The sequence below is a fragment of the Rhabdaerophilum sp. genome (assembly GCF_046092605.1).
Lineage (GTDB): Bacteria > Pseudomonadota > Alphaproteobacteria > Rhizobiales > Beijerinckiaceae > Rhabdaerophilum.
In genome coordinates, this window is sequence record NZ_JBJTDY010000086.1 from 1 (window position 1) to 22,475 (window position 22,475).

22 protein-coding genes are annotated in these 22,475 nt (G+C 65.6%); 15 read left to right on the forward strand and 7 right to left on the reverse strand.

Annotated elements, in window-relative coordinates:
• Window positions 1-125 precede the first annotated feature (125 nt).
• The 9 genes from ACKODO_RS06970 to ACKODO_RS07010 are packed head-to-tail and all read left to right on the forward strand — an operon-like array spanning window position 126 to window position 8,916.
• A complete protein-coding gene (locus ACKODO_RS06970; RefSeq protein ID WP_408982724.1) occupies window positions 126-956 on the forward strand; it encodes a sulfite exporter TauE/SafE family protein in 831 nt (276 codons plus the stop codon).
• A gap of 48 nt (window positions 957-1,004) precedes the next feature.
• Complete coding sequence (locus ACKODO_RS06975) at window positions 1,005-2,300, forward strand: acetylornithine deacetylase/succinyl-diaminopimelate desuccinylase family protein (RefSeq protein WP_408982725.1); 1,296 nt, start codon at window positions 1,005-1,007, stop codon at window positions 2,298-2,300.
• A gap of 46 nt (window positions 2,301-2,346) precedes the next feature.
• Window positions 2,347-3,843 (forward strand): ABC transporter substrate-binding protein, encoded by a 1,497-nt coding sequence (locus tag ACKODO_RS06980; RefSeq protein WP_408982726.1) that lies wholly within the window; start codon window positions 2,347-2,349, stop codon window positions 3,841-3,843.
• A 30-nt stretch (window positions 3,844-3,873) separates the two neighbouring features.
• The gene (locus tag ACKODO_RS06985; RefSeq protein WP_408982727.1) at window positions 3,874-4,833 is read left to right on the forward strand and encodes an ABC transporter permease; all 960 of its coding nucleotides are present in this window, start codon (window positions 3,874-3,876) and stop codon (window positions 4,831-4,833) included.
• Window positions 4,830-5,657 (forward strand): ABC transporter permease, encoded by an 828-nt coding sequence (locus tag ACKODO_RS06990; RefSeq protein WP_408982728.1) that lies wholly within the window; start codon window positions 4,830-4,832, stop codon window positions 5,655-5,657. The genes ACKODO_RS06985 and ACKODO_RS06990 overlap by 4 nt, the downstream gene beginning before the upstream one ends.
• 3 nt (window positions 5,658-5,660) lie before the next feature.
• The gene (locus tag ACKODO_RS06995; protein ID WP_408982729.1) at window positions 5,661-6,602 is read left to right on the forward strand and encodes an ABC transporter ATP-binding protein; all 942 of its coding nucleotides are present in this window, start codon (window positions 5,661-5,663) and stop codon (window positions 6,600-6,602) included.
• Complete coding sequence (locus ACKODO_RS07000; RefSeq protein ID WP_408982730.1) at window positions 6,599-7,396, forward strand: ATP-binding cassette domain-containing protein; 798 nt, start codon at window positions 6,599-6,601, stop codon at window positions 7,394-7,396. Before ACKODO_RS06995 ends, ACKODO_RS07000 begins: the two co-directional genes overlap by 4 nt.
• 60 nt (window positions 7,397-7,456) lie before the next feature.
• Window positions 7,457-8,479, forward strand: coding sequence for a tRNA dihydrouridine(20/20a) synthase DusA (gene dusA / locus ACKODO_RS07005; protein ID WP_408982731.1), 1,023 nt, complete (start codon window positions 7,457-7,459; stop codon window positions 8,477-8,479).
• Window positions 8,476-8,916, forward strand: a complete 441-nt coding sequence (locus tag ACKODO_RS07010; RefSeq protein ID WP_408982732.1) for a PaaI family thioesterase — start codon at window positions 8,476-8,478, stop codon at window positions 8,914-8,916. The genes dusA and ACKODO_RS07010 overlap by 4 nt, the downstream gene beginning before the upstream one ends.
• 5 nt (window positions 8,917-8,921) lie before the next feature.
• Here the strand turns inward: ACKODO_RS07010 and ACKODO_RS07015 are convergent, their stop codons facing one another.
• Together ACKODO_RS07015 and ACKODO_RS07020 are read right to left on the reverse strand one after the other, a co-directional pair.
• Window positions 8,922-9,194: a hypothetical protein gene (locus tag ACKODO_RS07015; protein WP_408982733.1), complete on the reverse strand. Its 273-nt coding sequence runs from the start codon at window positions 9,192-9,194 to the stop codon at window positions 8,922-8,924.
• Window positions 9,195-9,203: 9 nt separating this feature from the next.
• Window positions 9,204-10,043, reverse strand: coding sequence for an adenosylcobinamide-GDP ribazoletransferase (locus ACKODO_RS07020; RefSeq protein ID WP_408982734.1), 840 nt, complete (start codon window positions 10,041-10,043; stop codon window positions 9,204-9,206).
• A gap of 123 nt (window positions 10,044-10,166) precedes the next feature.
• On the opposite strand from ACKODO_RS07020, the gene cobT reads away from it, so the two are divergent.
• A complete protein-coding gene (cobT, locus tag ACKODO_RS07025; protein ID WP_408982735.1) occupies window positions 10,167-11,186 on the forward strand; it encodes a nicotinate-nucleotide--dimethylbenzimidazole phosphoribosyltransferase in 1,020 nt (339 codons plus the stop codon).
• On the opposite strand, the gene ACKODO_RS07030 is transcribed toward cobT, so the two are convergent.
• Window positions 11,183-12,751 (reverse strand): sensor histidine kinase, encoded by a 1,569-nt coding sequence (locus ACKODO_RS07030; protein ID WP_408982736.1) that lies wholly within the window; start codon window positions 12,749-12,751, stop codon window positions 11,183-11,185. The two genes, cobT and ACKODO_RS07030, sit on opposite strands and share 4 nt — an antisense overlap.
• Before the next feature lie 134 nt (window positions 12,752-12,885).
• Here ACKODO_RS07030 and ACKODO_RS07035 point away from each other — a divergent pair, with 134 nt between their 5' ends.
• The 4 genes from ACKODO_RS07035 (at window position 12,886) to ACKODO_RS07050 (ending at window position 17,220) form a co-directional block, all read left to right on the forward strand.
• Complete coding sequence (locus ACKODO_RS07035; RefSeq protein ID WP_408982737.1) at window positions 12,886-13,413, forward strand: thermonuclease family protein; 528 nt, start codon at window positions 12,886-12,888, stop codon at window positions 13,411-13,413.
• Window positions 13,414-13,468: 55 nt separating this feature from the next.
• Window positions 13,469-14,080, forward strand: a complete 612-nt coding sequence (locus tag ACKODO_RS07040) for a glutathione S-transferase family protein (protein ID WP_408982738.1) — start codon at window positions 13,469-13,471, stop codon at window positions 14,078-14,080.
• Window positions 14,077-14,574, forward strand: a complete 498-nt coding sequence (locus ACKODO_RS07045; RefSeq protein ID WP_408982739.1) for a hypothetical protein — start codon at window positions 14,077-14,079, stop codon at window positions 14,572-14,574. The genes ACKODO_RS07040 and ACKODO_RS07045 overlap by 4 nt, the downstream gene beginning before the upstream one ends.
• A gap of 141 nt (window positions 14,575-14,715) precedes the next feature.
• Window positions 14,716-17,220, forward strand: coding sequence for a caspase family protein (locus tag ACKODO_RS07050; RefSeq protein ID WP_408982740.1), 2,505 nt, complete (start codon window positions 14,716-14,718; stop codon window positions 17,218-17,220).
• Between the two features lie 396 nt (window positions 17,221-17,616).
• Here the strand turns inward: ACKODO_RS07050 and ACKODO_RS07055 are convergent, their stop codons facing one another.
• From ACKODO_RS07055 to ACKODO_RS07070, 4 genes are all read right to left on the reverse strand, one after another.
• Window positions 17,617-18,486 carry an NAD(P)-dependent oxidoreductase gene (locus ACKODO_RS07055; protein WP_408982741.1) on the reverse strand — a complete coding sequence of 290 codons (870 nt, stop codon included), beginning with the start codon at window positions 18,484-18,486 and terminating at the stop codon, window positions 17,617-17,619.
• 36 nt (window positions 18,487-18,522) lie between these two features.
• Complete coding sequence (locus ACKODO_RS07060; protein WP_408982742.1) at window positions 18,523-19,239, reverse strand: ABC transporter permease; 717 nt, start codon at window positions 19,237-19,239, stop codon at window positions 18,523-18,525.
• On the reverse strand, window positions 19,236-19,946 hold the full coding sequence (locus tag ACKODO_RS07065; RefSeq protein ID WP_408982743.1) for an ABC transporter permease: 711 nt from the start codon (window positions 19,944-19,946) through the stop codon (window positions 19,236-19,238). The genes ACKODO_RS07060 and ACKODO_RS07065 overlap by 4 nt, the downstream gene beginning before the upstream one ends.
• A 90-nt stretch (window positions 19,947-20,036) precedes the next feature.
• Window positions 20,037-20,816 (reverse strand): transporter substrate-binding domain-containing protein, encoded by a 780-nt coding sequence (locus tag ACKODO_RS07070; RefSeq protein WP_408982744.1) that lies wholly within the window; start codon window positions 20,814-20,816, stop codon window positions 20,037-20,039.
• Between the two features lie 427 nt (window positions 20,817-21,243).
• Between ACKODO_RS07070 and ACKODO_RS07075 the strand changes: the two genes are divergently transcribed.
• Window positions 21,244-22,368 (forward strand): Mrp/NBP35 family ATP-binding protein, encoded by a 1,125-nt coding sequence (locus ACKODO_RS07075; protein WP_408982745.1) that lies wholly within the window; start codon window positions 21,244-21,246, stop codon window positions 22,366-22,368.
• The last annotated feature ends 107 nt before the right edge of the window (window positions 22,369-22,475 follow it).

Genomic DNA, 22,475 nt, shown 5'->3' on the forward strand with positions numbered 1-22,475 from the left:
AAAGATGTGGGCGTGGCGGAGCGGATTTGGCCGCGTTTCTCTCAGGTGTCCTGCCGTTCGATTTGCGCCGGACCTGCGCCTGCGTTACAGCCGTTCCGCATCCATTCCCATCGGAAATCCACATCATGCTCGGAATCCCCCTCGGCGACCTCGTTCCGCTGGTCCTCGCGCTGCTCGCCGCAGGTGTCGTGACAGGGCTTCTCGCCGGCATGTTCGGGGTGGGCGGCGGCGCGGTCATCGTGCCCGTGCTTTACCAGATTTTCGGCTTTCTCGGGGTGCCGGAAGATGTGCGGATGCATCTCTGTGTCGGCACTTCGCTGGCCATCATCATCCCGACATCCGTGCAATCCTACCGGGCGCATCGCGCGAAGGGGAAGGTGCTGGAGGATGTGCTGAAGGTCTGGGCCGTTCCGGTGGCGCTCTCGGTGCTGGCGGGAGGGGCGATTGCCGCTTTTGCGCCACCCCTGGTCCTGAAACTCGTCTTCGTGCTGGTCGCCGCCTCGAATGCGACGAAGCTGCTCGCGGGCCGGGATGACTGGCGCATCGCGCCGGAACTGCCTGGGAAGGTCGGCATGCGGGCCTATGGCGTGCTGATTGGTCTTGCCTCGTCTCTCATGGGCATCGGCGGCGGAGCCATTTCGAACATGATCCTCACGTTGCATGGAAAGGCGATCCACAACGCCGTGGCGACGTCGTCCGGTCTCGGCGTGCTGATCTCCATTCCAGGAGCGATCAGCTACATCCTCGCAGGCTGGTCGAAGATGCCGGTGCTGCCGCCGCTTTCGGTGGGTTATGTTTCCCTTCTCGGATTCGCGCTCATCGCGCCGGTTTCGGCCTATTTCGCGCCCTTCGGCGCGCGCCTGGCGCACCGGATGCAGAAGCGCACGCTGGAAGTGGCGTTCGGCCTGTTCCTCGTGGTGGTGTCGGCCCGGTTCATCTGGGGCATTTTCTTCTAGCCAGCGGCGCACGCCCGGCTATCCTCTCGCAGGAAGCGGGGAGGAGCCATGGTCGCGGTGGATACCATCAGCCGGCTTTTCGCGCGGATCGATGCCTCGCGCGCGGGCCTTGTGAGCCTCACGCAGGATCTGCTTCGTTTTCCCACCATCAACCCGCCGGGCGCGGATTATCGCGCGATCTGCGCCTATCTCGGGGAATGGCTGGAAGCGCGGGGCGGCGCGGTGCGCCATATCCGGGCGCTGGGGGAGCCGGATGACAGCGACGCCTTCCCGCGCTGGAACGTGATCGGCCGCTTCGAAGGCACAGAGGCTGGCCCTTGCGTGCATTTCAACGGACATATCGATGTGGTCGAGGTCGGCCTGGGCTGGACCGTCCCGCCCTTCGAGGGCGTGGTGAAGGATGGCCGCGTCTATGGTCGCGGCGCCTGTGACATGAAGGGCGGCATCGCCGCGAGCCTCATCGCGATCGATGCATTGCTCGCCTGCGGGCTTCTCACCCGCGGCGCGCTCGAATTCTCCGGCACGGCGGACGAGGAATCCGGCGGTTTCGGAGGCGCGGGCTATCTTGCGCGGCAGGGTTTTTTTGATCGCTCGCGCGTTGATCACGTGATCATCCCCGAGCCGCTGAACCCGGATCGAATCTGCCTCGGCCATCGCGGCGTGTGGTGGGCGGAGGTGGAGATCACCGGCGCCATCGGGCATGGCGCGATGCCCTTCCTCGGTGTCAACGCGATCGCCGGGATGGGCGACCTGCTGGCGCTGATCGAGAAGGACCTGATGCCCCGTCTGGGCAATCGGGTCACGGCCATGCCCTGCATGCCGGAGGGCGCGCGACGCGCGACGCTGAATTTCAACTCGATCCATGGCGGCCAGCCCGAGCCCGGCGATGGCCGCCCCGCCCCTGTCGTGGCGGATCGCTGCCGTCTGGTGCTCGACCGGCGCTATCTCGTCGAGGAGGATTTCACCGCCGTGAAGAGCGAGATCGTCGAACTGATCGAGCGCGTGAAGGCCGCGCGCGCCGGAATAGACTACTCGATCCGCGAGATCATGAGTTTCGAGCCGACGATGACCGCACCCGATGCGCCGCTCGTGCAGAGCCTGGAGCACTGGATCGAGAAGCTCTTCGACCGGCCGGCGAGCCTCGTCGCCTCGCCCGGAACCTACGACCAGAAGCACATCACCCGGCATGGTTCGGTGCAGGCATGCGTGGCCTATGGGCCGGGAATCCTCGATCTCGCCCACCAGCCGGATGAATGGATCGGAATTGATGATATGCTCGCTTCCGCCAAGGTCATGGCGGCCGCCGCGCTCACGCTGTTGCACGAGCGCACGGAGAATGCATAAGTCCGTTTGCGCGAAAGCGCATCGCATGTCTGGGGAGGATCGTCGCATGCAACATTCATCCTGCCGCCTGGCGCTTTCCCTGAGGCTTGCCGCCCTCGCCCTGCCGCTCGCCCTGCCCGCCTTGGCGCAGGCACCGAGGGACTCCGTGGTGGTTTGCCAGACTCTGGAACCGCCGATCCTCGATCCCGCCGGTGGTGCGGCGGCAGCCATTCGCGAAGTCACCTATGACAATGTGTTCGAGACGCTGCTCGCCTTCAACGCCGAGGGGCGCATCGAGCCGCGCCTCGCCGAGAAGATCGAGCCGAGCGCGGACGGCCTGATCCACACCATCACTCTGCGTTCCGGCGTGACCTTCCATGATGGCGCGGCGCTGACGGCGGAGGATGTGAAATTCTCCTTCGAGCGCGCAATGGCGCCCGATTCCAAGAACAGCCAGAAATGGATTTTCGCGCCCATCGACCGCATCGAGGCGCGCGATACCCGCACGGTCATCATCACGCTCAAGAGCTATGTGGGCGATTTCCTCGATGGACTGGCCTGGGCGGATGCCACGATCTTCTCCGCGAAATCCGCCGACAAGGCCGCCACCGAGCCGGTGGGCACGGGCCCCTACCAGCTCGTGCGCTGGAACCGTGGCGACCGCCTCGTGCTGAAGCGAAACGAGAATTACTGGGGGAGGAAGTCGGCGATCGCCAATGCCACCTTCCGCTTCATCTCCGATCCGCAGGCACAGGTCGCAGCACTCACGGCGGGGGATTGCGACGCACATACCAATCTCAGCGCGCCGGAAGCCGTGCCGCAGCTTCGCGCCAATACGAACCTGCGCGTCAGCATCGGGCGCACCGAGGGCGAGACCATCGTCGCCATGAATAATGGCAAGGCGCCTTTCAACAATCCGAAGGTGCGCGAGGCGATCTCCAAGGCCATCGACCGCGCGCAGGTGAATGAAGGGGCGATATCGGGCTTCGGCACGCTGATCGGCACGCATTTCTCGCCGAACCATCCGGCTTATGTCGATCTCACGGGCGCGGTGAAACATGATCCCGCCGCCGCGAAGAGGCTTCTTGCGGAAGCCGGTTACCCCAACGGCTTTTCGGTGACATTGCGCCTGCCGCCGCCGGCCTATGCCCAGCGCGGCGGCGAGATCGTCGCGGCCATGCTCGGGCAGGTGGGGATCAAGGTTTCGATCGAGCCGGTGCAATGGGCTCAGTGGCTGGAACGCGTTTTTCGCCAGCGTGATTACGATCTCACCATCATTGCCCATGTCGAGCCGCTCGACATCAACATCTATGCGCGGGACGGCTATTATTTCGGCTATGTCTCCGAGGCGGTGAAGGCTGCCGTGGCGCGCACGAAATCGGCGAAGACCGAGGCGGAACGCATCGCGGCCTTCCAGGAGACCCAGCGCCTGATCACCGCAGACCATGTGAATGTCTATCTCTTCATGCTGCCGAAGATCACGGTCAGCCGCGCCGGCCTCAAGGGCATGTGGAACAACTGGCCGGTGCCCGCCAATCCGCTCGCACAGCTCAACTGGGAGTGAGCGCCCGGGGCGGCCGCGCGGCTTCCTGTCATGTTCGCCTTCCTCGCGCGCCGGCTGGCGACGCTGTTGACCACCCTTGCGGTGGCGGCGATCCTGATCTTCGCCGTCACGGAAATCCTGCCGGGCGATCCCGCTGCCGCGATGCTGGGGCTCACGGCCACTCCGGAAACGGTGGCTGCCTTGCGCGCCGAACTCGGGCTTGATGCCCCGGCATTCGTTCGGTTTTTCGGCTGGATCGCCGGTTTCTTCACGGGCGATCTCGGCATCTCCTATGCGTATCGCGTGCCGGTGGCGGGCCTGATCGCCGAGCGCCTGCCAGTCACGCTGCCTCTGGCAATCATGGCGAGCCTCTTCGCTTCCATTCTGGGCATCACGCTCGGGGCGCTGGCTGCCAGCCGCGCGAACAGCCTTGTCGATTCCGCGCTGATGGCCGGAGCGCAGGTGGGGCTCGCCATCCCGAATTTCTGGTTCGGCATCCTCATGGTTCTGGTTTTCGCCATCGGGCTCGGCTGGTTTCCGGCGGGGGGCTTTCCGGGCTGGGAGACCGGTTTTTTCAAGGGGCTTCAGGCGCTTTTCCTGCCGGCTTTCGCGCTGGCCCTGCCGCAGGGCGCCGTGCTCGCGCGCCTCACGCGGACGGCCGTGCTGGAAGCGCTGGGCGAGGATTTCGTGCGCACCGCACGTGCCAAGGGGCTGACGGCGGGGCAGACCTTGCGCCGGCATGTGCTGCGCAACGCCATGGTGCCGGTCATCACCATGCTGGCCCTGCAGTTCTCCTTCCTGATCACCGGGACGATCATCATCGAGAATGTCTTCGCGCTGCCCGGCCTCGGGCGGCTGATTTTCCAGTCGGTTGGCGGGCATGATCTCGTGACCGTGAAGAGCCTCGTGATGATCTATGTCGGCGCGGTTATCCTCGTGAATGCCGGTGTGGACATGGCCTATGGCCTCATCGATCCGCGCCTGCGCTTCAGGCGAGGGGTCGGTCGATGATTGGTCGCGCTTTGCGCCATCCCAGCTTCGTCCTGGGGCTTTCGATCACCTTTCTGGTGCTGGGCGTGGCTTTGCTGGCGATGATCTGGACGCCGTTCGACCCCACGGCGATGCGGATTTCCGCCCGTCTGCGCCCGCCTTCGGCCACGAACTGGCTTGGCACGGATCAGTTCGGCCGCGATGTTCTCTCGATGCTGATGATGGGCGCGCGCAACGCCCTGCTCGTGGGCGTGGTCGCGGTGGGAATCGGTCTTTCGATCGGCGTGGCGCTGGGCATGATGGCCGCGACTCGCGAAGGCAGCCTCGCGGATGAGGCGATCATGCGCCTCTGCGATTTCACCTTCGCTTTTCCGGCCGTGCTGACCGCGATCCTGATCCTCACCTTTCTCGGGCCGGGACTGGTGAATGCGATCATCGCGATCGGCATCTTCAACATCCCGGTTTTCGCCCGCATCGCGCGGGGCGCGTCCCTGCAGGTGATGGCGCGCGACTATATCCGCGCCGCGCAGGCGGCAGGGCGTTCCACCTTCGGCATCCTGCATCGCCATGTCCTGCCGAACATCAGGGGCATCCTCATCGTGCAGGCCAGCGTGCAAGTCGCGCTGGCGATCCTTGCGGAAGCAGGGCTTTCCTATCTCGGCATCGGCACGCAGCCGCCGAATCCTTCCTGGGGGCGGATGCTGAATGACAGCCAGACCTTCCTCGCGCAGGCACCGTATCTCGCGATCTTTCCCGGCGCGGCGATCGCGCTGGCCGTGCTCGGCTTCAACCTGCTGGGCGACGGATTGCGCGACGTGCTCGATCCGAAATCGAAGGAACGCTGAACCATGCTCCGGGTCGAGCATCTGCGCATCCGCTTCCGGGGCACGCCGATCCTCAGGGATCTGTCCTTCGCCATCGACCGGGGCGAGGCACTGGGACTCGTGGGCGAAAGCGGTTCGGGCAAGTCCATGACGGCGCTTGCCATCATGGGGCTCCTGCCGCCGGGCATGGAGGCCTGCGGGCAGGTCCTCCTTGAGGGGGAGGACCTGCTGGCGCTCGACGAGGCGCGCCTCTGCACCATTCGCGGCCATCGCATCGGCATGATCTTCCAGGAGCCGATGACGGCACTCAACCCCGTGCATCGCATCGGCGAACAGATCGCCGAACCCCTCGTTCTGCATGGCGTCATGGAACATGCCGAAGCCTTGCGGGAGGCCGAGCGCCTGCTCGAGCGGGTGGGGATCGAGGAGCCCTTTCGCCGGCTCCACTCCTATCCGCATGAATTATCCGGCGGTCAGCGCCAGCGCGTGATGATCGCCATGGCCATGGCCTGCAAGCCCGCCCTGCTGATCGCCGATGAGCCGACCTCCGCCCTCGACGTCACCGTGCAGAGCGAGATTCTCGACCTGCTGCGCGACCTTCGCCTGCATGAGGGCATGGCTACGCTCTTCATCAGCCATGATCTTGCGGTGATCGCGCGCGTCGCCCGGCATACCCTTGTTCTCTATGGCGGTGCGGCGATGGAAACCGGCGACACGATCGCCCTGCTGCGCCAGCCGCGCCATCCCTACACGCAAGGCCTGCTTGCGGCCCTGCCGCGCGGGCGCTCAAAGGGAACGCGTCTCCAGCCCATCCCGGGTTTTGTGCCCCCGGCGCGGCTGCTCGCGGAAGGCTGTCCCTTCCACGGCCGCTGCCCGCGCGGAGATGCGCGATGCGCGGCAGAGCAGCCACCGCTCACCGTCGAGCATACGCGCGCCTGGTGCTTCCATCCCGGGAGGGTGGAATGACCCGCGTGCTGGAAGCCCGAAACCTCCACAAATCCTACATCCTGCCGCGGGCCTCATGGCTGGAGCAGCGCGCGCGCATCGAGGCGGTGCGTGATGTCTCGCTCCATGTCGATGCGGGCGAAACCCTGGGAATCGTGGGTGAGAGCGGTTCCGGAAAATCGACGCTCGCGCGCCTGCTGATGGCCTTGGAGCGGCCCGATTCCGGCAGGCTGTTCTGGCAGGGTGAAGAGATCACGGCGCTCTCGGCGGCCGAATTGCGCGCAAGGCGCCACGGCATCCAGATGGTGTTTCAGGACCCCTATGGCTCGCTCGACCCGCGCATGCGCATTCTCGACACCGTCGCGGAGCCGCTTGATGTTGCCGAGCCCGGCCTCGCGCGGGAGCAACGCCGGGCGCGCGTGGCCGAGATGCTGGAATGCGTGGGCCTCAATGCCGATATGCTGGTCCGCTACCCTCACCAGTTTTCCGGCGGGCAACGGCAGAGGATCGCCATTGCCCGCGCGCTCATCACGCGGCCGCGCATCCTCGTGGCGGATGAGCCGGCCTCCGCGCTCGATGTCTCGATCCAGGCGCAGATCCTGAACCTGTTGAGCGATTTGAAGCTCGAATTCGGGTTGGCCATGGTTTTCATCAGCCATGATCTTGGCATCGTGCGCTATCTCTCGGATCGCATGATGGTGATGCAGCACGGCCTTGTCGTGGAAGAGGGCGAGACCGAGCGCGTCTTCACGGTGCCCGGGCACCCCTATACCCGCGCGCTGATCGCCGCGATGCCCAAGCTCGCAACGGAATAAGCGCGGCTGCCCTCTCGGCTGCGATTTGGCCTTTTCGCGCATCCGCGCTATGTCCGGCCCATGCTTTCGCCTGAAGACATTCGCTTTTCTGTCGCACCTATGATGGATTGGACCGACCGGCACTGCCGGTTTTTCCACCGGCTCCTGAGCCGTCGCGCGCGCCTCTACACGGAAATGGTCACCACCGGCGCCGTGCTCCACGGCGATCGCCGGCGCCTGCTGGGCTTCTCGCCACAGGAGCAACCCGTCGCGTTGCAACTCGGCGGCTCCGACCCCGAGGATTTGGCCCGCGCCGCGCGGATCGGCGAGGAACATGGCTATGTCGAGATCAACCTGAATTGCGGCTGCCCGTCGGACCGCGTGCAGAACGGCCGCTTCGGCGCCTGCCTCATGCGCGAGCCGCAGCTTGTCGCCGAATGCGTCGCGGCGATGAAGAGCGCGGTTTCCATCCCCGTCACCGTGAAGTGCCGGCTCGGCGTGGATGATCAGGATACGGAAGAGGCGCTTGATGCGCTGGCCGATGCCGTGGTCGTGGCGGGCTGCGATGCGCTGTTCGTTCATGCCCGGAAAGCGTGGCTGCAGGGCCTTTCCCCCAAGAAGAACCGCGACATCCCGCCGCTGGATCATGCGCGCGTGCGGCGTCTCAAGGCGCGGCTTCCCACGGTGCCCATCGCCATCAATGGCGGCATCGCCAGCATCGCACAAGCGCAGGTGCTTCTTGCCGCCGATGGCGAACTTCGCGGCCTCGATGGCGTGATGCTCGGCCGCGCGGCCTATCACAATCCCGGCCTGCTGCTGGAGGTCGATCCGGGGCTGTTCGGCGAGCCAGCACCGGCGGGGGATCTGTTCGAGGCGCTGGAGCGGCTGACGCCTTATCTCGAAGGCCTCGTGCTGGCCGGGCATTCGCCCAATGCCCTCACGCGCCACCTCCTCGGCCTGTTTCATGGCCAGCCCGGTGCGCGGGGCTTTCGCCGTCACCTTTCCACGGAAGCGGTGAAGGCCGGCGCGGGTGCCGAGGTGCTGCGCGAGGCGCTCGGCCATCTCCGTCGCAGGCCGGGGGCCGCACGGGAGATTGCCGCATGAACGAGGATGCCGTCTTTGCCCGCGTGTTCGAGAGTTTCTTCCGGCAAGGGCTGATGGCGACTTTGGGTGCTGTCCTGGATCACGCAAGCCCCGGGCGGATCGTGATCGGCCTGCCATCCTCCCCGGCCATCACCCAGCAGCACGGGTTCGGCCATGCCGGGGCAATCGCTTCCATCCTCGACAGCGCCTGCGGCTATGCCGCGCTGACGCTGATGCCCAAGGGCAAGGCCGTGCTGACGAGCGAGTTCAAGATCAACCTGCTCGCTCCCGCCGCCGGCGAGCGTTTCGAGGCGGAGGGGCGCATCATCCGCGCCGGCAAGCGCCAGCATGTGGCGATGGGCGAGGCTTTCGCCATCCGGAATGGCCTGCGCAAATCCGTCGCCGTGATGCTCGCGACCCTCGTGGTGGTCGATGGCGAGGGCGGATTGTCGAACTGAAACAATCAGCTCGCGAAGCCGAGCATCGCCTTGTTCTGGTAGCCGAAGACCAGAATGAGCACGACCACGCCCCAGATGAGCAGGTTCCTGAGGCTCTCGCCCATATTGCCGCGGATTTCCGCGAGGGCCCATGTGCCCATCATCGTTAGAACGATACCGAAGGCGACGATGCTGGCCATATCGTCGCCGGAGAGGCTGGGAAGGCCGCCGCTGACGGCCAGAACCAGAGCGACGCCGAGGGCAAGCAGGATCAGCAGGGTCACGCGGGGCGAATTCATGTTTCCTCCTCAAAACGGGCCGCGTGCGGCACTCGCGCCAGCGACGGCCAGAAGCAAAGCGATTTCGGTGAGCTGCTGGGTTGCGCCCAGAAGATCGCCGGTGAAACCGCCAATCTTGTGACGCATGAGCCGCACGGCAAGCCCCAACACAGGGAGAACGGACAGAATCGCCACCCAGATCGCGCCTGGCAGTTCCAGCAGCAGCATGCTGCCGGCAAAGAGCAGCGCGCCAATCCCGATCGCGGCGAAGAGGCCGCTCCGGCCCGGCATCAGTGTCGCCGCCGCAATCCCCCCGGTCCGTGCCGGAGGCAGGACAAGCGTTGGGAGCAGCGAAAGAGCGCGCGACAGCCCGCCAACCGGTGCAATGGCGATGGCCGCGAAGGGCCCCATCAGGCGGAACAGTTCGGCGAGGATCGCGAAGCGCAACAGCAGGTTCAGCGCGAGGCCTGCCGCACCATAGGCGCCGACGCGGCTGTCGCGCATGATCTCGAGGCGCCGCTCGACCGTCATGCCGCCCCAAAGGCCGTCGCAGGCATCGGCAAAGCCATCCTCGTGGAAACATCCGGTGATGATGACGATGGTGCAGAGGGTGAGGGCGGCGGCGATGCCTGGCGAGAGGCCGAAAATCATGGCGCCCGCCCCCACCAAGGCACCAATGCCGCTAAGGATGGTGCCGGCCACGGGCACCGCCGGTGCAATCGCCGTGAAATTCGGCATCCCATGCGGGTTCGCCTCGAAGGGCAGGCGAGGAACCGGCAGGCGGGAATAGAATCGCAGCGCCTGCGCCAGCCGCATCGGCGGCTTCGCGAGAAGGGGAATTCCGGTCTTGCCCCGGGGCTGCTCATTCATCCGATATGCCTTTCGGCTCGCCCCTTGCCTTTGGCAATAGGCGCGGGAATCGCCGCCTTGCCGCAAGCCTCGCGGGCATGGTAGCGACCCCGAGTTCCCTCCGCCAGTTCAGGAAATCGTCCCGTGCCTCCCACCGGCCTGCCCTTCGACGACATTCGCGCCCTGCTGCGTGCGCTTCCCGGCCCGGACGAGACCTCGCGGGCGCAGGTGCTGGCGCGCGAGGCTGAGCTCATCAAGCCGGCGGGCGCACTCGGGCGGTTGGAAGAAATCGTCGCGCATCTCGCGGCCTGGCAGCACCGGGCGCCGCCGCGCATCAACCGGCCGCTGGTGGCGATTTTTGCCGGCGCGCATGGCGTGGCGAGGAAGGGTGTCTCGGCCTATCCGTCCGAGGTGAACAAGGCGATGCTCGCGAGCTTCTCGAACGGGCAGGCCGCCATCAACCAGATCTGCAAGGCGCATGATCTGGGCCTGAAGGTCTTCGATCTGGCGATCGAGTTGCCCACGGAGGATTTCACGGAGGGACCGGCGCTCGAGGAGATGGCCTGCGCCGCCACCATCGCCTTCGGCATGGAAGCCATCGCCAATGGCACGGATCTCCTCTGCCTGGGCGAGATGGGGATCGGCAACACAACGGCCGCCGCGGCGATCCATGCCGCGCTCTTTGGTGGGCCTGTCGCAACCTGGGTGGGGCGTGGCACGGGGGTCGATGATGCCGGCCATGCCCGCAAGGTGGCGGCGGTCGAGGCCGGGCTCGCGCTGCACCGTGGCTCCCTGAAGGACCCTCTGGAGGTGCTGCGCCGGCTCGGCGGTCGCGAGATCGCGGCCATTGCCGGGGCGATCCTTGCCGCGCGCATCGAGCGCGTGCCGGTCATTCTCGACGGCTATGTCGCGACCTCGGCCGCGGCGGTCTTGCACGCGCTGGAGCCCTCGAGCATCGCGCATTGCCTTGCGGGCCATGTCGCGGCCGAAGGCGCGCATGCCGAAGTGCTGAAGCGGCTTGATCTTGTGCCCCTCCTCGATCTCGGCCTTCGGCTGGGGGAGGGGAGCGGAGCGGCCCTGGCCTGCGCGATCGTGAAGACGGCACTGGCATGCCATACCGGCATGGCGACCTTTGCCGAAGCCGGCGTGCCGGAAAAGGTTTAGGCCGCGCGGATCGCGCCTGGCAGGTTCTGCTGCAGGCTGGAGGCCGCTGGCCTGGGGCTGTCGGGATCGATGGCGGCCATCGCGGTCATCACGCGCGTCGCGGGGAAGATGGCGATCACCTCCGTGCCCTCGCGCAACTTGGAGGTGAGGCGGAACGCGCCGCCATGCAGTTCCACGAGGCTTTTCACGATCGACAGACCAAGGCCCGAGCCGGGATCGGCATTTTTCAGTGCCTGCGAGCCACGTCCGAAGGTCGAAAGCACGGTCTCGATCTCCTCCTCGGGAATGCCCATGCCGTTGTCGCGCACCGAGAAATACTGGCCACCCGAGGCGGTCCAGCCCGCCTTCACGATGATTTCGGCGCCTTGCGGGGTGAACTTGATGGCGTTCGAGAGCAGGTTCAGCGCCACCTGACGCACGGCGCGCTCATCCGCCCAGAGGCGCGGCATGTTCTCCGTATAGGCGGTGCGGATGATCAGCCCGCGACCTTTGGCGCGCAGATCGAGCATATGCACGCAGGCAGCGACCGTGGAGACGAGGTCGATCGCTTCCTCCTGCAGTTCATGCTTTCCGGCTTCGATGCGCGAGAGGTCCAGAACCTCGTTGATGAGTTCCAGCAGGTGCGAGCCGCTCGAATGGATGTCGTTCACATAGGACTTGTAGTGTTCGTTCCCGATCGGACCGAACATCTCGCCCCGGATGACCTCCGAGAAACCGAGGATGGCGTTGAGCGGCGTGCGCAGTTCATGGCTCATGGTGGCCAGGAATTTCGATTTCGCGGCATTCGCGTTTTCCGCGTGCTTCGTCGCTTCCTTGAGGCGGATATTGGCCTGCTCGACCTCGTGGATCAGCTCGTCCTTCTCGGCGCGCGCCTGCAGGCCGTCGAGGGTCATCTGGTAAAGGCGGCTCGCCAGCACGACGAAGAGCAGCACCGCGCCGAAGCTCAATCCGGCGATCATCCAGCGCTCGGTCGGCTGGCGGTCCACCATGAGGAAAACGATCGCCGCGCCAATCGGAAGGATGGCACCATAGACCGCCGCCGGCAACGGATGCGACAGAACCGCCGAAAGTGCCGCGAAAAGCAGGATCGAGAACAGCAGGAAGAGTTTCAGCCCTTCCGATTCCGGCACCCGCACGACAACTGGAAGCGAGGCCCAGCAAAAGACAAGCGCCACCTCGCTCAGCATCAGGCGGATCATCCAGGCCCGTAGCGCGGAGGCCGGATTCTCGAGCTTCAGAAAGGCACGGCAGACCATCCATTGCGCGGCAATCGCCAGAATTGTGATGGTAAGCCACACGAGCGAGCGGCCAGGGGCGGTCCAGGTGAGTGTTGCCGCGGCAATCACCATGGCGAAAGCATGGACAATCACAACAGCGTCGAGATGCGATCTGGCAAAAAGCCGCGCCAGTTCAATCTCGAAGATACGCCGCAGGCCGGAGAGGGAGGTGATCTTCTCGCGCGTGTCCCGCACCGCGCGTGTCAGATCGCGCCGGCGCGCATCGGCCTTCTCGGCCTGCGCCTGCCTGCGTTCGATCTCGGCAGCCGTTTGAATGTGCGGACGCATCGGAACGTTTGGAAAAACGGATCGCTCTCGTTGCCCAGAATGCCTGACAAATCGTTAATCGAAGCTTGGCGGAATGGCGCAAGGGGCAAGAAATTTGTGATCTATTCCGGCTTTGCCGGGGAATCAGCTAGGCCATGCCAATGTTTCGCCCCCGCTTTCTCTCTGCGGCCCTGTTCATCGCGGCCTGCGTGATGTTTGCAGCCGCCCTCCACCGCAAGGCGGAGGAAATGGTTGTCGGCAGCGCCCGCGCGCTGGATGGCGACAGTCTCGTCGTTGAAGGTCGCGAGATGCGCCTGCAAGGCATCGATGCGCCGGAATCCCGCCAGCTTTGCAATCTGGCTGGTCAATCCGTGCCCTGCGGTCGACATGCCACGCAGGCGCTGCAGCGCTGGCTCACGCGCGGGCCGGTGGCCTGCACGGGCCACGAATCCGACCGGTATGGACGTCTGCTCGTCACCTGCCGCGTTCATGGCACGGATATCAACGCCGATCTCGTGCGGAATGGCTTCGCGGTGGATTTCGGCCGCTACCCTGCCGAGGAGAAGGAAGCGCGCGCAGCCTTTCGCGGTCTCTGGGCCGGAACTTTCGAGCCGCCGGCCGAATATCGCCGCCGCATGCGCGCCGAGGCCGAGGCGAGGCGCGAGAACCCACCGCAACCTTGACCCGCCGCGCCGGGCGTGATCCCGTTCCGGGGTTGTGATTTGCAGGGAGACGAAGATGCGCCTCTTCGATGGCGGACGGGTGCCCAATGCCCGGCGCGTGCGGATCTACCTCGCCGAGAAGGGGATCGACATCCCGAAAGTGCCGGTCGATCTCGGCAGGATGGATCACCGCACAGCCGAATTCACCGCGCGCAACCCCCTGCAGCGCGTGCCGGTGCTCGAACTGGATGATGGCAGCCACCTCAGCGAATCGATCGCGATCTGCCGCTATTTCGAGGAGTTGCACCCCGCGCCGCCGCTCTTCGGGACCGGAGCGCGGGAGCGCGCCTTTGTGGAAATGTGGCAGAGGCGGGTGGAGTTCGAGCTCTATCAGGCGGTTCAGGCCGCTTTTCGCCATACCCATCCCGGCATGGTGGAGTACGAGGTTCCGCAGATCCCGGCCTGGGGTGAGGCCAATCGCCCGCGCGCGCTCGCCATGATGGCGCTGCTGGATCGCGAACTGGCGGACAAGCCCTTTCTCGTTGGCTCCCGTTTCACCGTTGCGGATATCACCCTGCTGGTGACCCTGGATTTCCTCAAGCCCGCGAAGATCGTCCTGCCGGAGCAGCTCTCAAACCTCGGTCGCTGGCATGGCGAGGTTTCCAGCCGGCCGAGTGCCACCGCGTGAGACGCCCGCTCATCCTGCTCCTGTTGGTCCTCGCATTCCCGGCCATGGCGGGCGAGAAGCTCTCCGGCGAGGCCATTCGTGAGGCTTTTCAGGGGAATACCGTCGCCGGAGCCTACAGCAATGGCGGGCTTTTCAGCGAATATCACGCGCCGGACGGACGTGCGCTGGGTGATAACGGGCTCACGCTCAATGTCGATGCCTGCTGGAACATCGATGGCGATGCGATCTGCTATCATTACGGTCCGCCCAAGGATCGTCGCAGCTATTGCTTCACGGTGGAGAAGCAGGGCGAGGAATACCGGCTCTCGGTGCGCGATGATGGTCGGCTCAACGCCATCGCGCGTATCTTCAAGGGCAACCCGGAAAATCATGATGATGGCGGCAGGCGCTGGTCTTGCGACGATCTGCTCGCGGGGCTTGCTTCCCCTTCGGCTCTTGCGCGGTCGTCTCTTGCAGGGTCGTCTCTTGCAGGTCCGTCTTTTGCACGGCGTTGAGGCACCGCAGGGCAGCGCGGGCGCAACGGCCCAATCTGACCATGTTCCCGACATCGTTCGGGCGTCCAATGCCGTTGCTCCAGGTTCATCCGGGAACGATTAGCCTGAAAACTGCTTTCTCAGCGTGGAAGGAGATGATCCATGCAACGGATTTCTGCCATGCAACTTCAGCGCTTGTTCTGGGGGCTGATGGCCACCGGGTCGATGGCCCTTGCCATGCTGGTCGTGGTGCTCCAGCCGGGCTTCGCGCAGTCGGGCAAGCGCCTCGCCTTCGTGGTGGGCCTCGCGGATTACGGCGCGACGCAGCATCCGACCGCATTGGGCGATGCCGGCCTTGTTGCGCAGACCCTGAAAAGTGCGGGATTCGAGGTCACAGAGGCGGCGAACCTCAACCAGGGGGAATTCCGAACCCTGTTCCGCGACTTCTCCGACAAGGCCATGGAGGCCGGGGCGGATGTGGTGATCGCGGTCTATGTCTCCGGTCTCGCCCTGCAGGATGATGGCGACAACATTCTCATTCCCGTCGATGCCCGCCTGCGCCAGCGCAACGACCTTGCGACCGAGGGCCTGCGCATTGCCGATTTTCTGCGCGGCATTTCGGGCCTGCCCGCCCGCGCGCGCTTCGTCTTTCTCGATGCCGCCTACCAGCATCCCGTCTTGCAGCTCGTGGCCGATGGCGGTCGCGGCCTCTCGTTGGCGGATCGCGCGGGAGGCACGCTCATCGGCTTCAATCAATCGCCGGGGCGGGCGGCGCCGCTGCCCACGACCAGCTACGGCCCTTTCGCGATGGCGCTGGCGGAGGTCCTGATCGAACCGGGCCTGCCGGTCGAGGGGATGATGGAGCGCCTGCGCCTGCGTGTGCATGATCTCACCCAGGGCGTCGTCACGCCGTGGTTGCTGAACGGCATCGCGCCGGGTTTCGTGCTCAATCCGGGCGCTCCGGGTTTCGCGGCGGCAGTGGCACCGGAGGCCAATCTCCTGCGCGAGCGCCCCATGGCGCAACTCACCCCCGAACAGGGCTATGCCCGTGCCGTGGAGATCGACACGATCGCCGCTTACGAGGAATTCATCCGCGCCTTCCCTGGCCATGTGCTGGCCCGCCGTGCGCGCGCCACCGTGGCGGCCCGGCGCGAGGCGGCCTACTGGCAGCGCACCCGTCGCGCCAATACCGAGCGCGCCTACTGGACCTATCTCAAGCGCTACCCCAGAGGCGCCCATGCGGCCGAGGCAGAAGACCGGTTGATCCGGCTCTCGGCACCTGTGGCACCGCCGCCCTCCTTCGAAGAGGTCATCTATGACGACCTTCCGCCGCCGCTGGTCGAGGAGGTGGTGATCTACGAGGAGGTCGTTCTGGCTGAAAGCTGGGAACGCCTGCCGCCGCCCTGGGCCAGGCCGGTGGGCTTCCTGCCGCCCCCACCGCTCGCGATCATCGAGTTGCCGCCCCCGCCACCTCCGCGCATCGAGGAACGCGGCCTGCCGGTGGTGGCCATCGCGGCCGGTGTCGCGGGGATCACCGCGGCCGCCATCCTCGCCAACCGCGCCTGGCGTCGTCCGCCTCCGGTTCGCGAAACGACCTTCGATCTGCCCCCGCGCCCGCCGCGCGAGCCCGGTTTCGGGCGTCGGCCGGTGGTTCTCCCGGCCGGCCTTGACCCGCGCGGGTTGACCGCGCCACAGGTGACGAACCGGCCGCCGCTGGTTCGGCTCCCTGTGCCGTCGCCCGCTCCCGGAAGCATTCCCGGTGTGCTGAACCCGACGCGTCCCGGCACCATTCCCCAGCCGGTTCCGCCTGTGACAAGGCCCGAGACGAGTGTCGTCCAGCCTCCTGCGCAAAGGCCCACCACGCTGCCGCCCCCGCCCAATGGTCGGCCGGTTCCGCCAACCGCGCCGGGCATCCGGCCGGATGTCGCGCCGGCTCCTCCCGGCCAGCCCGGTCGCGGGGGCCTGCCGGGCCTTGCCAATCCGTCGCCCGGAACGGTTGGTCCGGCGCAGCGGCCGGCAATCGGCACTCCGCCAGCAAATCCGCCCACCGTCAATCCGCCAACGCAGAGGCCGGCGGCCGTCAGCCCGCCTCCAGGACCCACCGGTCCGGCGATACGCCCCCAGGGGCTCACGCCGCCCACGGCACCCGCAGTCAATCCACCGCGTCCGCCGGGCTGGCGCGATCCCGCCATGGCCAATCCGGATGATCGGCGGCCCGTCAATCGTGATCCCCTTTTGCGCCAGCGGCAGATCGAACTCCGGCCGCCGCCGCCGCAGGGTCGCCCCATGCCGCAGCAGAACGGGCTTGGCGTGAACCCGATGCCGCGCATGCCGCCCCGCGAGGCTCAACCGCAGATGCGACCGCCACAGCCGCAAGCGCGGCCAATGCCTCCGATGACGCGCCCGGCCCAGCCGGCACCTCCGCCGCCACAGCCGCAAGCGCGGCCAATGCCTCCGATGACGCGCCCGGCCCAGCCGGAACCTCCGCCGCCGCAGTCGCAGGTGCGGCCGTCGCCGCCTATGGCACAGCCAACACCGCCGACGCCGCCGCCGGCCGTGCGTCCGGTGGCGCCCCCGCCCGTGGCGCGGCCAGCGCCGCAGGCGCCCCCGCCAACAGGCCGACCGGTGGATTGCACGCCGCAGAGACGGGCAGGGGGCCAGTGCTGAGACAACAAGAGGCCGGGGCGACCCGGCCTTTCTCATCCGCTAGGGGCAGGCGGCCTTCCGCAACGGCTATGGGTGGCTAAATTCCCGCAGATTTATTCCCCATTCCCGAGGGTTAATTCTCCGCCCTCAGCGAAAAGTGGCACGGTCTCGGCTGCCCGGCAGGGCCGCGCCCCCGAAACCGGGTCCTGACCCTAGAGCGGCTCCGATCTGATTGAATGAGGCCGTCCGCTCTCATTTCTGGTTTTTCACGCATTTTCTTCGACCAAGCGCTGTCCACACGGTCGGACAATGCTCTAGAGCATCCGCCCGCCAAGTGGATACCGGGTGGCGGAAAAAGCGGATGCGAAAACAAGAAGAGTGAGCGCCAGATCTGATTCAATCAGATCGGTTTGCGCTCTAGCGTTCGAGCCGCGCGACAAGGCTGGACGTATCCCAGCGGCCGCCACCCATCTTCTGCACCTCGGAATAGAACTGATCCACCAGAGCGGTCACCGGCAGATGCGCGCCATTCTTGCGGGCTTCATCGAGCACGATGCCGAGATCCTTGCGCATCCAGTCCACCGCAAAGCCGAAATCGAACTTGCCCTGGTTCATCGTCCTGCCGCGATTCTCCATCTGCCAGGAGCCGGCCGCGCCCTTGGAGATCACCTCCAGCACCGCTTCGATATCGAGGCCCGCGCGCTTGCCGAAATGAATCGCCTCGGAAAGGCCTTGCACGAGGCCCGCGATGCAGATCTGGTTCATCATCTTGGTGAGCTGCCCCGCGCCGGAGGGGCCGAGCAGGCGGCAGGCGCGGGCAAAGCTCATGATCACCGGCTCGGCCTTCGCATAGGGCTCGGCATCGCCGCCGCACATCACGGTGAGAACGCCGTTTTCGGCACCGGCCTGACCGCCCGAAACCGGGGCATCGATGAAGGCGCAGCCCTTCTTCCGCGCCGCGACATGCAGTTCGCGCGCGACTTCCGCGCTGGCCGTGGTGTTGTCGACGAAGATCGCCCCCGCCTTCGCCCCATGGAATGCGCCGTCCGGCCCGGCCATCACGGCGCGGAGATCGTCGTCATTGCCCACGCAGGCGAAGATGAAATCCTGCCCCTCGGCGGCCTCCTTCGGCGTGCGCGCGACCTTACCGCCATGCTGGGCCGCCCATTTCTCGGCTTTCGCGACGGTGCGGTTGTAGACCGTCACCTCGTGCCCGCCCTTGTTCGCAAGGTGGCCGGCCATGGGGTAGCCCATCACGCCCAGCCCGAGGAATGCGACCTTCGCCATCGTTTTCTCCGTTGTTCCTGTTCCGGCGGGGATGGCTCAGCGCAGCGCGAGATGGCGCGTGAGCCGCGTTTCCATGAGGCCCCAGACCCGCCGGATGATCTCCACCAACGCGAGATAGATCAGCGCCGTCCAGAGGTAAATGGACAGGTCGAAACTTCGCGCGAAGGCGAGGCGTGTCGCGCCCATCAGGTCGAAGAGGGTCACCAGCGAGGCAATCGCACTCACCTTGATCATGGTGATCAGCTCGTTGCCCAGCGGGCGCAGGCCGATGATCAGGGCTTGCGGCATCTCGATCTTCAGGAAGATGGCCTGAGCGCGCATCCCCAGCGCGCGCCCGGCCTCCACCTGTCCCTTCGGCAGCGCCTGAAGGGAGCCGCGCAGGATCTCGGCCTGGTAGGCCGCGGTGTTCATGGTAAAGGCGAGCAGGCAGCAATAGATGGGCTCGCGGAAGAACCACCACAATCCGATTTCCTGCCAGAACGGCCGGAAGGCTCCGAGCCCGTAATAGATCAGGAAGAGCTGGCAGAGCAGCGGCGTGCCTCGGAAAAGGGTGGTGTAACCGACAACCGCATAGCGCGCCGGCGCCGGCCCGTGCAGGCGCAGCAGCGCCAGACCAATCGCGAAGACGAAGCCGAGCGCGGAGGAAATCCCCACCAGTTGCAGCGTGAGCACAAGGCCATCGGCCATGCGGCAGCCGTAGCGCTCCAGCACCTCATGGCCGAGATAGAAACCGGGAGCCTCGCACCAGGTCATCGGGCATATCCCCGGTTGGCGTGCATTTCCATGCGGCCGATGCCCCATGCCGAGAGCACGGAGAAGATGAGGTAGATGAAAAGCGCGGCCGAGAAGAACAGGAAGGGCTCCTTCGTCGCCACATTCGCGCGGGTGGCGATGAACATCAGGTCCTGCAGCGTGATGACCGAGACGAGCGAGGTCTCCTTCAGCAGCACCATCCAGTTATTGCCGAGGCCGGGCAGGGCCACGCGGAAGAGCTGCGGCAGCACCACCAGCCGGAAGGCCTGCCCGCGCGTGAGGCCGAGCGCCGCCGCGCCCTCGCGCTGCCCCTTCGGGATGGAATTGAGCGCCCCCACCCAAACCTCGGAGGAGAAGGCGGCGAGAACCAGGCCGAGCGCCACCATGCCGGCGATGAAGGGCGAGATCGACAGCGAACCCGGGAAGCCCATTCCTGTCCAGAGCTTCTGGATGAGGATCTGCCCGCCGAAATAGATGATGTAGAGCGTGAGAAGCTCCGGCACGCCGCGAAACACCGTGGTGTAGAGCGTTGCGAGCCCGGAAACGATCTTCGATTGCGAGCGGCTCGCCAGCGCGACCAGCAATCCCAGCGCCAGCCCGAAGGGCAGGGTGGCGATCGCGATGGAAATGGTGACGAGAGCACCCTGCAGCAGTTCATCGCCCCAGCCTGTATCGCCGAAGGAGAGCAGGGAGAGATACTTTTCCATGCGGGGAGGGGCCTCGCCGGCGGGCCGTCACAGGGGGAAGGCGGGGCCGGTTCCAGCCCCGCCTCGCGGGTTCAGGCGAAAGGCCGATCCTTACTGGATGGCCTTCTTGCCCAGCCATTTCATCGCGTGCTTGTCGAGGGTGCCATCGGCTTTGGATTCCGCGATCGCCTTGTTCAGCATCGCCTTGAGCGCCGCATCTTCCTTGCGGATCGCCATGCCGACGCCCGGGCCGTGGATCGCCGGATCGCGCTTCACCTCGGCGATCACCTTGCAGCAATCCTTGCCCTTGTCCTTGATGAAGCTTTCGAGCGCCTCGAGGTCGGCCACGATGTAATCGAGGCGACCATTCAGCAGGTCGAGGTTGGCCTCCTCCTGGGTGGGGTAGGGGCGGATCGTCGAGTTCTTGTAATAGGCCTCGAGGAAGTTCATGTGGATGGTCGAGCCCTGCGCGCCGATGGCCTTGCCCCTCAGCGCTGCGGGCGAAATGTCCGTCGAGGTGATCGACTTCGCGCCCACCATGGCGATCGGCGTGGAGGTGTAGACATCCGTGAAATCCACGCGCTTCTGGCGCTCCGGCGTGGCGTTCATGCCGGCGACGATCACGTCATATTTCTTCGAGAGCAGTGCGGGGATGATGCCATCCCAATCCTGCACCACCCAGGTGCACTTCACCTTCATCTTCGCGCAGAGATCGTTCATGTAATCGATCTCGAAGCCCTCAAGCTCCTTCTTGGCGTTCAGGTTGTTGTAGGGCGGGTAGGCCCCCTCGGTGCCGATCTTGATCTCGGTGATGGCCTGGGCCTGCGCGCCCGTGGCAAATCCCGCCATGGCAAGAGCGGCCGTCGCGAGAAGAACGCGTTTGGTGGTCATGGATCAACTCTCCCTGTTTTCGTTTGGGCATCGGCAGCTTTCGGCCACCGCTCCTGAACGCGAGACTGCCAAGGAATAATCGGCTTGGCAATCGAAGCGGATTGCCAATCTGCATGACGATTTGCCCAAGATGCAGCGCATGCTGCGGTGGCGACTGGAGCGGGCTCGCCGCCGATGATGCCTTCGCTGCAGGCCCGCGAGGCATCATCCGCGCTTCCCAAGGGTCGGCCATGTGCTGTCAGGCGCTGGAGGAATGACGCAGATTGCCAAAATTCGCGCCCAAACCGGGGCAGATCACCCTTCGCGACCCCTGAGCCCGATGCTCTGGCGCATGAGTTCCGAATGCGGAAGCATTGACCTCGTGCGCTTTCCGCCCATAACCGGAACAACGAGTCGATCCGAGCTGAAAAACAGAAGAAAAGCTGAAATGTCCGATAAAGCCGCCATTCTCAAAGCACTCGAACAGGTCTCGATGCCCGGTGGCGGCACTCTCGCGGCCAGTGGCGCGCTGTCAGACATCATCGTGCATCAGGGGAAGGCCTATTTCTCCCTTTCCGTGGCCGCGGATCAGGTTGCCAATTCCGAACCTCTGCGGAAGGCGGCGGAGGAGGCCGCAAAGGCCGTGCCGGGCATTGCCTCCGCGCTGGTGACGCTGACGGCCGAGAAGGCACCTTCGCGCGCCGCGCCTGCCTCAGCGCAGGAAAAGCCCGCCGTTCCTGCCGCATCCGGCCCCATGAATCCCGCCCGCATCGCCGTTCAGGGCGTGAAGCACATCATCGCCGTCGCGAGCGGCAAGGGCGGGGTGGGCAAATCCACGACATCCTGCAATCTCGCGCTCGCCTTCGCCGCGCGCGGGCTGAAGGTCGGCGTGCTGGATGCCGACATCTACGGCCCCTCGATGCCGAAGCTTTTCGCGATTCATGGCAAGCCGACGCTCGCGGGAGGGCGCACGCTGAACCCGATGCAGAATTATGGCGTGAAGGTCATGTCGATCGGCTTTCTCGTGGATGAGGAAGCCGCGATGATCTGGCGCGGGCCCATGGTCATCTCCGCCATCCAGCAGATGCTGCGCGAGGTCGCCTGGGGCGAACTTGACATCCTCGTGGTCGACATGCCGCCAGGAACCGGCGATGCGCAGTTGACCATGGCGCAGAATGTGCCGCTCGCCGGTGCGGTGATCGTCTCGACCCCGCAGGATCTCGCGCTGATCGATGCGCGGCGCGGCGTGGCGATGTTCCGCAAGGTCGAGGTGCCGATCCTCGGCGTCATCGAGAACATGAGCTATTTCATCGCGCCCGATACGGGCAAGCGCTACGATATCTTCGGCCATGGCGGCGCGCAGGCAGAAGCGGTTCGACAGGGCGTGCCGTTCCTCGGCGAAATCCCGCTCGCGATGAATATTCGCGAGCGCTCGGATTCCGGCCTGCCGGTGGTCGTCACCGAGCCCGATGGTCCGCACGCCCAGGCCTATCTCGCGATCGCCGACCGCGTGTGGAGTTTGCTGGAGGGAGAAACTAGCAGGAAAGCTGCTCCGCGCATTGTCTTCGATTGAAATGCCGTACACTTGCATCCGCCTCATGGATCGCATGCAAAAAACGCATCACACTCCATCTGTTCCTTGCGCAAAAACGGTTGCTTAAAGCGCAGGCTTGCCTACAA

Excerpts from the sequence above, each read along its gene's own strand:
- ACKODO_RS06970 (WP_408982724.1), top strand. The coding sequence starts at position 126 with ATGCTCGGAATCCCCCTCGGCGACCTCGTTCCGCTGGTCCTCGCGCTG.
- ACKODO_RS06975 (WP_408982725.1), top strand. The coding sequence starts at position 1,005 with ATGGTCGCGGTGGATACCATCAGCCGGCTTTTCGCGCGGATCGATGCC.
- ACKODO_RS06980 (WP_408982726.1), top strand. The coding sequence starts at position 2,347 with ATGCAACATTCATCCTGCCGCCTGGCGCTTTCCCTGAGGCTTGCCGCC.
- ACKODO_RS06985 (WP_408982727.1), top strand. The coding sequence starts at position 3,874 with ATGTTCGCCTTCCTCGCGCGCCGGCTGGCGACGCTGTTGACCACCCTT.
- ACKODO_RS06990 (WP_408982728.1), top strand. The coding sequence starts at position 4,830 with ATGATTGGTCGCGCTTTGCGCCATCCCAGCTTCGTCCTGGGGCTTTCG.
- ACKODO_RS06995 (WP_408982729.1), top strand. The coding sequence starts at position 5,661 with ATGCTCCGGGTCGAGCATCTGCGCATCCGCTTCCGGGGCACGCCGATC.
- ACKODO_RS07000 (WP_408982730.1), top strand. The coding sequence starts at position 6,599 with ATGACCCGCGTGCTGGAAGCCCGAAACCTCCACAAATCCTACATCCTG.
- dusA (WP_408982731.1), top strand. The coding sequence starts at position 7,457 with ATGCTTTCGCCTGAAGACATTCGCTTTTCTGTCGCACCTATGATGGAT.
- ACKODO_RS07010 (WP_408982732.1), top strand. The coding sequence starts at position 8,476 with ATGAACGAGGATGCCGTCTTTGCCCGCGTGTTCGAGAGTTTCTTCCGG.
- ACKODO_RS07015 (WP_408982733.1), bottom strand. The coding sequence starts at position 9,194 with ATGAATTCGCCCCGCGTGACCCTGCTGATCCTGCTTGCCCTCGGCGTC.
- ACKODO_RS07020 (WP_408982734.1), bottom strand. The coding sequence starts at position 10,043 with ATGAATGAGCAGCCCCGGGGCAAGACCGGAATTCCCCTTCTCGCGAAG.
- ACKODO_RS07030 (WP_408982736.1), bottom strand. The coding sequence starts at position 12,751 with ATGCGTCCGCACATTCAAACGGCTGCCGAGATCGAACGCAGGCAGGCG.
- ACKODO_RS07035 (WP_408982737.1), top strand. The coding sequence starts at position 12,886 with ATGCCAATGTTTCGCCCCCGCTTTCTCTCTGCGGCCCTGTTCATCGCG.
- ACKODO_RS07040 (WP_408982738.1), top strand. The coding sequence starts at position 13,469 with ATGCGCCTCTTCGATGGCGGACGGGTGCCCAATGCCCGGCGCGTGCGG.
- ACKODO_RS07050 (WP_408982740.1), top strand. The coding sequence starts at position 14,716 with ATGCAACGGATTTCTGCCATGCAACTTCAGCGCTTGTTCTGGGGGCTG.
- ACKODO_RS07055 (WP_408982741.1), bottom strand. The coding sequence starts at position 18,486 with ATGGCGAAGGTCGCATTCCTCGGGCTGGGCGTGATGGGCTACCCCATG.
- ACKODO_RS07060 (WP_408982742.1), bottom strand. The coding sequence starts at position 19,239 with ATGACCTGGTGCGAGGCTCCCGGTTTCTATCTCGGCCATGAGGTGCTG.
- ACKODO_RS07065 (WP_408982743.1), bottom strand. The coding sequence starts at position 19,946 with ATGGAAAAGTATCTCTCCCTGCTCTCCTTCGGCGATACAGGCTGGGGC.
- ACKODO_RS07070 (WP_408982744.1), bottom strand. The coding sequence starts at position 20,816 with ATGACCACCAAACGCGTTCTTCTCGCGACGGCCGCTCTTGCCATGGCG.
- ACKODO_RS07075 (WP_408982745.1), top strand. The coding sequence starts at position 21,244 with ATGTCCGATAAAGCCGCCATTCTCAAAGCACTCGAACAGGTCTCGATG.